Raw genomic sequence first — 10961 nt, forward strand, 5'->3', positions numbered from 1 at the left:
GATGTCAGCCCGACGCGATACGGTTTGAGGATGGACGACGAATCACAGCCGAGCTCACCGGGCGGAGCCGTCATCGGCGACGACGGGCTGGCTCGCACCCCGTGGGCGTACGGCGACCCGATGCTGTTGGACTACTACGACAGCGAATGGGGTCTGCCCATCCACGACGAGGCCGGCCTGTTCGAGCGGATGAGCCTCGAAGGTTTCCAGGCCGGATTGTCGTGGCTGACGATCCTGAAGAAGCGGGAGCGATTCCGTGAGGTCTTCGCCGGATTCGATCCCGACGCCGTTGCCCGATTCGGCGACGACGAGGTCGAACAGCTGCTGACCGATCCGGGGATCATCCGCCACCGCGGCAAGATCGAAGCCTGCATCAACAATGCTGCGCGAGTGATCGACCTGCGTGACGACGGCGGCCTGGATGCCCTCCTGTGGTCGTACCAGCCTGCGCAGACGCCGCGACCGCGCACAGTCGCCGAGATCCCGACGACCGGACCGGAATCCGTGGCCCTGTCGAAGGCACTGAAGAAGAAGGGCTTCCGCTTCGTGGGACCGACGACGATGTATGCGCTGATGGAGGCCATCGGCATGGTCGATACGCACCTGCTCGATTCCCACCGCCGAGGCGCTTCCGGAGTGTGGTCGCAATGAACGACATCCGCGTCTCCGCGCTCGCCCTCCTCCACCCGCAGCGCCGGGAGCTGCTCATGGTGCGCAAGTCCGGGACCAGTTCCTTCATGCTGCCCGGCGGCAAACCCGAAGAGTCAGAGACTGCTGAGGACACCATCGTGCGTGAGATCGCCGAGGAGCTCGGACTCGATCTGGACCGGCACCGTCTGCGTGCATTGGGAACGTTCGCTGCCGCGGCGGCGAACGAGGCCGATCACCGTGTGATCGGTGATGTGTTCTGCTACGACGGTGTGCCCGAGGCACTCGACGTCGAGAACATCGAGCACCTGGCCGAGATCGCCGAAGCCGGTTGGTTCCCCATCGACCCGCTGCCCGCAGATAACGATGTCCGCCAGTTCGCGCCGCTGACCCGCGACGAGGTCATCCCGGCACTGCGGGCCGTTCAGAGATCGGCCGGTTGACCGAGTCGAAGGTTCAGCCCCGAGCCTGTCGCGAATAGGCGATGAGTGCCCGATACAGATCGATCGGCGCGCAGTTGGCGCCCTTGGCGAGGGACTTCATGAGTTTGCGATAGGTCTGGTAGTCCATCTGCGCCGGGTTGTCCGTGGGCACGAGGTTGTAGTCGTGCAGCACTATCAGCGCCCGGGAATCCATGATGGAGAACTTCTTCGGATTCACGACGGTGAGCAGAGTGCTGGCCATCGGGATTCCCACTCCGGGCAGCATTCGCAGCAGCGGCAGACGGAAGCGGTTGGGCGTGTCGTCGTCGAGGGCGACGCCGGTGACGAAATCGATGTCGTCGGCCGAGATCTCTTCGAGCCCCGGCAGGACTCCGATGGCCTTCCACTCGGCGACCTTGAGGAAGTGCTTGCGTTTGTACGATTCGCGGACCTTCGTCTTCGGGCCGATGTCGCCGAAGATCTCCGATTCGAGGTCCGTGAGGACATAGTGCGGTTCGTATTTGAGGACGAACGCGGTGTCGACGGTGCCGCTGGGAGCGTCGCGGTTGAGTTCCGAGCTGAGTTCCGATGAGTTCATGGACCGATGGTAGGGGACTTTTCTGACGTGCAGGTGAACACGTCTGGGCCGGATGGACGGCAGAGGGGGCGGACACGGCCGATGCAGTGTCGATGTCGTAACCTCGGACTATGACCCCCGAACACCCGTCTCAGGCGACGTACACCCCGGCCCTGCTGGGCCTGGTGTGGACGGCGATGTTCGGGTTCTCCGCCTTCTTCTTCAGCTATTCGACGATGGTGACGATTGCGGCGACAGACGGGCTGTCGACGGTCACCGGCGGGTCCGTTCTGACGACGATGATGATCGGTGTCATCGTCGCCCAGCCCTTTGCCCCGTGGGCGGGCCGGGTCTTCGGGTTCAAGGCCTCGCTGCTGTTTGCCCTCATGCTGCAGTTCTTGGGCCAGCTGCTCGGGCTTTTCATCACCCCGCCGCTGTTGGCGCTTATCCTCGCCGGACTCTGCGGGGGCATCGGGTTCGGGCTCTTCGTCGTCCTCGCCAATGCGGCGGTTCCGGGGACGACCTCGCCGGGACGAATCGGCAAGGCGCTGGGCTTCTTCGGCGGGATCACCTCCCTGGCGGCGGCCGTCGGAGCTCCGCTGGGACTGTGGTTGGTCGAGACGATCCCGATCTGGATCTTCCGCATCATCGTCTGCGCCTGTCTCCTCGTGGCCATCCCCACTGTGCTCAGATACGTGCCCGGTCGGTCGCCTCGGCGAGGGAAAGACGATGCGGGAGAACCGGTCAGCGGCAATGAGACGGTCGGGGTTCGGTCCGGTCGCAACGAGAAGCGGAGCCAGCGGAAGGTCGGGCGCCGGGCGGGGGAGGCCCTCGGGCTCGTCCTCATGCTCTCACCGTTCCTCGTCGGCATGATCGTCTTCGGGATCATCGTCGGCTTCGGGCCGGGCGAAGACGTCGCGGCGGCTGCTCTGTTCATCGCGGGCATGCAGGTATCGGCGGTCATCGGACGCTTCGTCGTCGGAGCCGTCTCGGACAGCTTCCCGCCTTTCGCCCTCAATATCTTGGGTCTCGTCCTCACCGCGATCGGACTGGTCTGCGCTGTCGTCTTCTACGGTGCGGCGCTGTTCGTTTCGATGCTCATCATCGGACTGGGCTTGGGTGCCATGCAGTCGGCGAGCCTCGTCATGGCCTTCGCCTCGGTCAGTTCGCCGAGCCGGGCCAGCGTCGCCTGGAATATGAACTTCGACATCGGGCTGGCCATCGCCGGGGTGGTCGGCGGGCTCGGTTTCACCTATCTGGGGTCATCGTCGACCTTCCTCGTGTGCGCTCTGCTTCTGCTGTTCGCCGGTGCCCTGTCGTGGATCGCGCGGACGATGCAGATGCGCAGCACCGGGGGCAGCTGAGACGGTTGCGGTGGTGAGCACGGGCGGGAGTTGCCGGGGACAGCTGAGCCGATCGTGGCTGGGCACGGTTCGGAGCTGCCGAGGGGACCGGTTCGACGCCCGAGGTGCCCCGGGGTCACTTTCCGGCGGTCGTCTTCTGTCCCGGTTCGAGTCCGTGGGAGTTCTTGATGAAGAACGCACCGATGACGCCGAGGATGCCGACGCAGGCCGCGACGAAGAACGCGACGTTCGCGCCGTGGACCAGGCCGGCCATCCCGTAGGTCTCCGGATTGCGCGCGGCCGAGGTCATGACTGTCACGAGCGCTGCTGTGCCGACGGAAGCGGCGATCTGACGCATCGTATTGTTCAGGGCGGTGCCGTGGGGGATGAGGTGTGAGGGCAGTTGGTTGAGCGCGGCCGTGGTCACCGGCATCATCACCATGGCGACTCCGAACATGCGCACCGTGTTGACCACGGCGAGGTAGACGAACGAGGTGTCCGTCTCCAGGCGAGCGAAGAGGAACGTGGTCCCGGTGAGCAGGACGAAGCCGGTCACGGCCAACCATTTGGCACCGATGGCGTCGAAGATGCGACCGGTCACCGGAGACATCAAGCCCATCACTGCGGCGCCCGGCAACAGGGCCAGTCCGGACTCCATGGCCGAGAAGTCATTCATGTTCTGCATGTACAGCGGCAGGACCATCATGCCGCCGACCATGACGATGAACACGCACATGCCCAGCAGGGTGTTGAGGGTGAACATGCGGTAGCGGAGGATGCGGAACTCGAGGATCGGCTGCTCGAGTTTGAATTGCCGGGTGATGAAGAATGTCAGGCAGATCGCACCGATGGCCAGCGGGATGAGCACCTCGGCGCTGATCCAGCCGGCGTCACCGGCGGTGCCGAAGCCGAACAGCAGCCCACCGAACCCGAGGGTGGAGAGGATGATCGAGAGGAGGTCGAGTCGGGGGAAGGTGCGCTCGGTGACGTTCTTGAGCAGGAAGTACGCGACCACGAGGTCGATGATCGCGATCGGCAGCATCATGTAGAACAGCGTCTGCCACGGCAGGTGGTCGACGATCCAGCCGGAGAGGCTGGGGCCGATGGCCGGGGCGAAGGCGATGACGAGGCCGAAGGTGCCCATGGCCGAACCGCGCTTCTCGACGGGGAAGATCGCGAACAGGATCGTCTGCATGAGCGGCATGATGATGCCGCCGGCCGAGGCCTGGATGACGCGGCCGATGAGCATCACCGGGTAGACCGGGGCGATCGCGCAGACGATCGTGCCGAGGATGAACAGGCCCATGGCTGTGAAGAAGAGGCCGCGTGTCGTGAACTTCTCGATGAGGAACGCGGTCACCGGGATCATGATGCCGTTGACGAGCATGAAGCTCGTCGTCACCCACTGAGCCGCGCCGGAGGTGATGTCGAAGTACGACATGAAGTGCGGCAGGGCGGTGTTGAGCAGCGTCTGATTGAGGATGATGACGAACGCGCCGGAGACGAGGACGGCGAGAACGAGGTTCCGGTTGATCGGGGCGCCTTCTGTCGGGTCTGTCTGAGTCTCGTCTCCGTTCGCCAATGGCATCCCCTCACCTGTTCGTCGTCTGTGTCTCTTCTCGTCTTCCAGCGACAGCCTGCCCGGAGCAGTGCGCTGAATCGGCCCCTCATCGCGCCCGGAAATAAATTCTTTGGTTATATAACCGCTTCATGCAGTTTAACGTACGACCCTCGCCGAGGTGGTCCCGGGTCGGTGTGAGATTCGCTGAGTTCATCGTCCGGCCCGGTGACGGATACGCCCCGTTGGTGCGGGCACCCGCCGCTGGTGCGGAACGTCCGCCGCTGGTGCAGATGATTCCGACCGCGGCCCCACAGGGGACCGCGGTCGGAATCATGACGGTCGGCCGCCTCGGTGACGGATCAGGTCAGGCGGGTGGCCGGCGACTGTGTCTTGTTCGGGTCGGTCTCCGGCAGGTCGCCGAGGATGTCGTCGATGCGAGTGAGGACGTCCGTGTCGAGGGTGACCCCGGCCGCCTCGGCGTTCGAGGCGATCTGCTCGGGGCGGGAGGCGCCGACGAGGGCGGTGGCGACGTTGTCATTGGCCAGCACCCACGCGATCGCGAGCTGCGCCATCGTGATTCCGAGCTCGTCGGCGATCGGTTCGAGCTTCGCCACGGCCGTCAGCTTGTCGTCATGAAGATAGCGACTCCTGATCGACTCCGCGCCGCCGCCGTCCTCATCGGTCGCCCGGGATCCGGCAGGGACCGGCTGGCCGGGCTTGTATTTGCCGGTCAGCGCACCTTGGGCGATCGGGGACCAGACGATCTGCGAGATGCCGAGTTCCTTCGACGTCGGGACGACCCGTTCCTCGATGACGCGCCAGAGCATGTTGTACTGCGGCTGGTTGGACACGAGCTGGATGCCGAGGTCGTCGGCCAGGTGGTGGGCGGCGCGCAGCTGGTCGGCGTTCCATTCGCTCACGCCGATGTAGAGGGCCTTGCCGGATCGGACGATGTCGGCGAAGGCCTGCATCGTCTCCTCCAGCGGAGTCTCAAAGTCGTAGCGGTGGGCTTGGTAGAGGTCGACGTAGTCGGTGCCGAGGCGGCGCAGCGAGCCGTTGATCGACTCCATCATGTGCTTGCGCGACAGACCGGTGTCGTTGTGGCCCTTCGGTCCGGTCGGGAAGTAGACCTTCGTGAAGATCTCGAGCGACTCCCGCCGCTGGCCTTTGAGCGCATCGCCGAGGACCTGCTCGGCGACGGTGTTCGCGTAGACGTCGGCGGTGTCGAAGGTCGAGATTCCCGCGTCGAGGGCGGCGTGCACGCACTTGGTGGCGGTGTCGTTCTCCACCTGCGAACCGTGTGTGAGCCAGTTGCCGTACGTGATCTCGGAGATCTTGAGTCCGCTGTTTCCCAGATATCTGTGTTCCATGACCTCAGCCTACGACCGGGCGGGGGAGTGGGGAACCCCCTCGCCGAGGCTGTGGCGGCACAGGCGGTGAGTGCGAGCGGCAGGCGCGTGCGGCGGGCGCGCGCGGCCACGGAGCGGCCACGGAGCGGCCACGGCACGGTTTGAGTCAGAAAGCACTGTTTCAAATCAGTGCTTCTCGACTTTAAGTGTGCTGTGAAGAAGATGCCGTTCGGAAGGCTCTGTTCACCCTAGGCCGGGCTGCTCACCCTCAACTGTGCCGTTGCGAGGAAGCGTCGAGTCGGGCCGCAGTGGGAGGACCCTGGAGTATCAGTGCGTCGGGCCGGCGTTCTCCTCGATGTGCCCGCGCAGAGTAGCCGCGAATACTGCGGAGTCACCCGAGCGCAAGTGGGTGACCAGTGCTTCGTGTTCGGCGATGATCTCATCACAGCGGTCGAGCAGGCGACGGCTGATCATGAACAGACTGAACCGGTGCCGGTCGGAGAGCAGTGCGTACATCTCGAGCATCACCTGGTTGTCCCCGGCCTCGACGAAACCGCGGTGGAACTCCAACGTCAGGTCGATGAACCGGGCGACGTCCGCCTCGGCGAATGCGGACCGCTGCTCGACGATGAACTCCTCGAGGCGGGCAGCCAGCCGCTGCCGCATGGGTTCGGAAGCCCGCTCGACCGCGGTTGTCTCGAGTACATAGCGGGCATCGGCGAGCTCGGCGACCGTGCGTTCGTCGATGCCCTGGACGATCGCCCCGCGCTTGGGATAGATGCGAATCCACCCTTCGTCCTGCAGCCTGGCCAGTGCCACCCGAACCGGGGTGCGACTGACCCCGATCTCGGTGGCCAGGGCCGCCTCGCCGAGCATCGTCCCGGGAAGGTGTTCGCCGTCGAGGATCTGGCCGCGGATGTGGGAATACGCGCGTTCGGCCGCGCTCTGCGATTCGGATCCTCTGCTCATCCCCGGCCCTCGTTGTGACTGTCCGTGCCCTCTGCGGCGGTGACCCTGCCGGGCTGGGGCGGTGCTTCCGGTGGCTCGTCGGCCGCCTCGGCAAGGCCGGCAGTGCGGCGTCTGGGCCAGCTCATGAGCGGGATCGCGCGGATCGAGAATCCGACGGCGATGAGCAGGACGAACGTGGCCATGAGGTTGATCCACAGGAACCCGCCCGCGCCGAGCACGGACCCGGCCATCGCCGCCATGAGCGCCCCGCCGAGGTTCATCGCCGAATCCGAAGCCCCCTGCAGCGGCACCTTCGCATGCGCCGGCACCGAGGCGGTCAGCAGGGACGAGCCGCCGATGAGGAACATCGACCACCCGATTCCGAGCAGAACCAGAGCGATCGACAGCAGCACCATCGACGACTCCGGGGCCACCGCATCGATGACGCCGAGGACGATCGTGAGGACGAAGATACCGGCCCCACCTGCGATGACGACGCCCGAACCCCACCGGTCGGCCATCCAGCCGAACACGGGGGACAGGGCGTACATCCCGGCGATGTGGATGCTCACGACGATGCCGATCGCGCCGAGGCTGAACTCCTGATGATCCATGTGCACCGGGGTCATGACCATGACGTTGGTCATCATCATCTGCCCCGCGATGATCGTGACCATTGCGAACAGCGGCACCGGGCGGGCCAGAGCGAAGCGCAGCGCTTCGCCGAGTTTCATCGGGGCAGCGGCGGTCGCCTCGGTGGTGGATCTGTTGGTCGGTGTGGAACCGCTCGCAGAGGCGGAATCCTTCGCCGAGGCGGCCCCGCCGTTGCCCTCGGTCGTGACCTCGCTGGTGTGGCCGGGATCGCCGAGTCCGGGTTCGTCCGGATGGTCGGTGCCGGCTGCCACAGTCTTCGTCAGCGTCGAGGCCGACAGCGTGGCCAACGCGAACGCGACCATCGAGATGAGGTAGGGCCCGGCCAGGCCGTTCATACCCAGTGTCTCGCCGAGGTGGGCGCCGGGGGCGGTGAAGCTCGGGCCGAGGACGGAGCCGATGGTCGTCGCCCACACCACCAGGGACATCGCCCGACCGGCGGCGGCCGGGTCGGCGAGGTCGACGGCGGCGTAGCGGGCCTGCAGCCCGGAGGCGGTGGAGGACCCGCACATCATCATTCCGAGCATGAACAGGGGAAGGAACTGCAGGGCGACGCCGATGAGGACGACCACGGCGCCGAGCGTGCCGATGCCGAAGCCCAAGGTCAGCGCCTTGCGGCGGCCGGAGCGTCCGGCGAGCACGGCGAGAGGGTAGGCGATGAGCCCGGCGCCGAGGATGACGCTCATCTGCGCGAATCCGGCCATCGAGGTCTGGCCGGTGATCTCTTCGGCGAGCAGTCCGCCGACGGCATACCCGGAGGCGATGCCGGCTCCCGAGAGGAGCTGGGCAGTGATGAGTTTGGCCTGTTCGCGGATGTGGCTGGTCATAGTGGTCTCACGTCGTCGCGGTGGTTAAGACTCACTCACCCTATCTTGCATCCATCTTGGATACAACAGGTGGTTGCAGGGCGGGATGCCTGGACAGGGGCGGGAGCGAGTCGAGCAGGTTCTGGGAATGAGCCAACTCAGTGCCCGGCGTCGCCGCGGTGATCCAGAACTGCCGGGAACCGCTCAACGACAGGAGTCCCGCATGATCAGGCAAGGCCGCACCGACGACGTCCTGACCATCACCATCGACAACCGGGACCAGGCGATTGCGCTGACTGAAGAGATGCTCGGCCAACTCATCGACGCATTCACCGAAGCGAGTGCAGATGAGGAACTGCGCGCGGTTCTCCTCACCTCGGCCGGCGGGCGGGGGTTCTCGGCAGGAATGGACACGGCCCAGTTCGCGCACACGAGCGCGTCGCAGGCTTACGAGACGATCAGCCGCCTCGGCGAGGTCTGCGAAGCCATCAAAACCTGCGCACTGCCGGTCGCCGTGGCGATCGACGGCTACTGTATCGGCGCTGCCGCCGAGATCGCCGCAGCCGCGGACTTCCGCATCGGCAGCAGCGACTCCTGGTACTCGATGCCCGAAGTGCGCATCGGCATCCCTTCGGTACTCGAATCGGTCAACCTCCACCGCCTCATGGGCTGGACGAAAGCGACCGAATTCGTCCTCACCGGCAACCGGTTCAGCGCGGAGGACATGCTGGCCTGCGGGTTCCTCAACGACATCGTCGCCGAGGTGGCCTCCCCGGTTGAGGAAGGAGCTGTGCCCGATGGCGGGAGAACCGCGGTCGACGAACGCGCGCTCGCCTTCGCCGCGAAAGCAGAGAGGCAATAGCCTGAGTACTTAACGAACGATTGAGGAGGACGCGTGACAGACAACGAGGTCACACCACTGCCCGAGGCTTTCTACCGCCCGCGCGGTGAGAACGAATTCGACTCGACCCGGGCCACGACGAGCCCGTGGGACGAACGGATGCAGCACGGCGGGCCGCCCGCGGCGCTGCTCGCCAGGGCCGTCGAACGCGTTCGCGAAGACGAGGCGATGAGCATCGGCCGGTTGACGATCGACATGCTCGGACCCATCCCGCAAGGCCGCATCCGCACCGAGGCGACGATCGTGAGGCCCGGAAAGCGCATCGAACTCGTCGAAGCCAAACTCTGGGCCGAAGACCGTCTTGCCGTCACCGCAACCGCGTGGCGGATGCGCTCGACACCCGAATCCAGCGCCGAGGTGGCTGCGAACTTCGACACATCCTCGGTGCCGGAACCGCAGGAGCAGAAGTACTTCCCCGGCATCAGCCCCGACTGGGGCTACGGGCGTGCTATCGAGTGGCGCTTCGTCTCCGGCGGTCTCCAGGAACTTGGGGCGGCCGACGTCTGGGTACGCCCGCGCATCCCGCTCGTCGCGGGTGAACAAACCAGCCCGATTCAGCGCTTCGTCATCGTGGCGGACTCGGCGAACGGTGTCTCGTCGGCCCTGCCGTTTGGCGAGTGGACGTTCATCCCACCGTCGCTGTCGCTGACGTTCGCACGGGAACCGAAGTCCGAATGGCTGAACATGAATGCCCGCACCCATGTCGGGCCCGACGGTCGTGGTGTCGCCAATGGCGACCTGGCCGACGAGATCGGCTACGTTGGAGCCGTGACCCAACCGTTGCTCATCGCCCGACTCTGAAACTCTGAGGGCATGGAGTTCCTCGGGCTGGTTCTCATCGGCTGCTTCGTCGGCCTGACCACCGTGCTCTTCGGGTTCGGCGGCGGCTTCGTCACGGTCCCGATCATCACCCTCGTCGATGCGGACCTCGGACAGGACACGGCACGGGTGGCGGCGGCCACCTCGGCGCTGGTGATGCTCGTCAACGCAATCGTCGCGACGGTGTCGACGAAACGATCCACGCTCGCCCACCTGACGGGGCGGTGGTGGCTGCTTGGACTGCTCGCGCTCGGGGGAGGACTGGGTGCGTTCGCGGGAAGGTTCGCTCCGGAAGTGCTGCTGCAGTGGGGGTTCGTCGCGTATATCGCGGCCACGGCCATCGATCTGCTCGTTCGGCCCGGGTTCTTCCGGCGTAAGAGCGTGGTCTTCGACGCGCCCGCAGGCGATAAAGGCGTCGGCGACGGGACACGCGGGGGCGGCGTGGTGGCCGGTGCGCCCGGTGAGCCCAGTGAGGGAGGCCGCGGAATCGCAGCGGTCTGGGGTGTGCCGATCGGTGGGCTGGCGTCGTTCCTCGGCGTCGGCGGATCGGTGATGACGGTGCCGATGATGCGTCGGTCCGGGGCGACGATGACCGTGGCCACGACCCTGGCCAATCCGCTGACCTTGGTGATCATGAGCCCGGCCGTGCTCGTGACGATCCTGACCCCGGCCGCGATCGACGCCCCGGGCATCGTGGGATCACTCGACCTGGTGGCGGCCGCGGCGCTGCTCATCGGCGGACTGCCGATCATCGTGTTCCTGCGCCGCCGGGTGCCGAAGATCCCCGAATTCCTCCACGCCTGGGGCTATTTCGTGCTGCTCGTGGCGGCCGGTGTGGTCGTCGCCGTGGCGTGATGGGCGGGCGCCGACCGCGCACGCTAGCGTCGACCGCTCACCTCAGCTACGTTCGTGCTCACCGACCGCTCACCTTAGCGT

The 10961-nt window shown here is 65.9% G+C and carries 11 protein-coding genes; 6 read left to right on the top strand and 5 right to left on the bottom strand.

Annotated features, from left to right (window positions below; all coding sequences use genetic code 11):
• Positions 1-30: 30 nt before the first annotated feature.
• Together AD89_RS0115150 and AD89_RS0115155 are read left to right on the top strand one after the other, a co-directional pair.
• On the top strand, positions 31-651 hold the full coding sequence (locus AD89_RS0115150) for a DNA-3-methyladenine glycosylase I (protein WP_025780290.1): 621 nt from the start codon (positions 31-33) through the stop codon (positions 649-651).
• Positions 648-1091 (top strand): NUDIX hydrolase, encoded by a 444-nt coding sequence (locus tag AD89_RS0115155; RefSeq protein ID WP_025780292.1) that lies wholly within the window; start codon positions 648-650, stop codon positions 1089-1091. Before AD89_RS0115150 ends, AD89_RS0115155 begins: the two co-directional genes overlap by 4 nt.
• Positions 1092-1104: 13 nt before the next feature.
• On the opposite strand, the gene AD89_RS0115160 is transcribed toward AD89_RS0115155, so the two are convergent.
• Positions 1105-1668 (bottom strand): hypothetical protein, encoded by a 564-nt coding sequence (locus AD89_RS0115160; RefSeq protein ID WP_025780294.1) that lies wholly within the window; start codon positions 1666-1668, stop codon positions 1105-1107.
• Positions 1669-1778: 110 nt separating this feature from the next.
• On the opposite strand from AD89_RS0115160, the gene AD89_RS0115165 reads away from it, so the two are divergent.
• Positions 1779-3011 carry an MFS transporter gene (locus AD89_RS0115165; protein ID WP_025780295.1) on the top strand — a complete coding sequence of 411 codons (1233 nt, stop codon included), beginning with the start codon at positions 1779-1781 and terminating at the stop codon, positions 3009-3011.
• 115 nt (positions 3012-3126) lie between these two features.
• Here AD89_RS0115165 and AD89_RS0115170 read toward each other — a convergent pair whose 3' ends face one another.
• From AD89_RS0115170 to AD89_RS0115185, 4 genes are all read right to left on the bottom strand, one after another.
• On the bottom strand, positions 3127-4578 hold the full coding sequence (locus AD89_RS0115170; RefSeq protein WP_051505280.1) for an MDR family MFS transporter: 1452 nt from the start codon (positions 4576-4578) through the stop codon (positions 3127-3129).
• Between the two features lie 332 nt (positions 4579-4910).
• Complete coding sequence (locus tag AD89_RS0115175) at positions 4911-5921, bottom strand: aldo/keto reductase family protein (protein WP_025780299.1); 1011 nt, start codon at positions 5919-5921, stop codon at positions 4911-4913.
• A 306-nt stretch (positions 5922-6227) separates the two neighbouring features.
• Positions 6228-6869, bottom strand: a complete 642-nt coding sequence (locus AD89_RS0115180) for a GntR family transcriptional regulator (RefSeq protein ID WP_025780301.1) — start codon at positions 6867-6869, stop codon at positions 6228-6230.
• Positions 6866-8326, bottom strand: coding sequence for an MFS transporter (locus AD89_RS0115185; protein WP_025780303.1), 1461 nt, complete (start codon positions 8324-8326; stop codon positions 6866-6868). The genes AD89_RS0115180 and AD89_RS0115185 overlap by 4 nt, the downstream gene beginning before the upstream one ends.
• A gap of 202 nt (positions 8327-8528) precedes the next feature.
• Here AD89_RS0115185 and AD89_RS19425 point away from each other — a divergent pair, with 202 nt between their 5' ends.
• The 3 genes from AD89_RS19425 to AD89_RS0115200 are packed head-to-tail and all read left to right on the top strand — an operon-like array spanning position 8529 to position 10880.
• The gene (locus tag AD89_RS19425) at positions 8529-9167 is read left to right on the top strand and encodes an enoyl-CoA hydratase/isomerase family protein (RefSeq protein WP_025780304.1); all 639 of its coding nucleotides are present in this window, start codon (positions 8529-8531) and stop codon (positions 9165-9167) included.
• A 33-nt stretch (positions 9168-9200) separates the two neighbouring features.
• A complete protein-coding gene (locus tag AD89_RS0115195) occupies positions 9201-10007 on the top strand; it encodes a thioesterase family protein (protein WP_025780305.1) in 807 nt (268 codons plus the stop codon).
• Between the two features lie 12 nt (positions 10008-10019).
• On the top strand, positions 10020-10880 hold the full coding sequence (locus AD89_RS0115200; RefSeq protein WP_025780306.1) for a sulfite exporter TauE/SafE family protein: 861 nt from the start codon (positions 10020-10022) through the stop codon (positions 10878-10880).
• Positions 10881-10961: the final 81 nt, after the last annotated feature.

Source organism: Brevibacterium sp. VCM10 (assembly GCF_000583215.1).
Taxonomy (GTDB): Bacteria; Actinomycetota; Actinomycetes; order Actinomycetales; family Brevibacteriaceae; genus Brevibacterium; species Brevibacterium linens.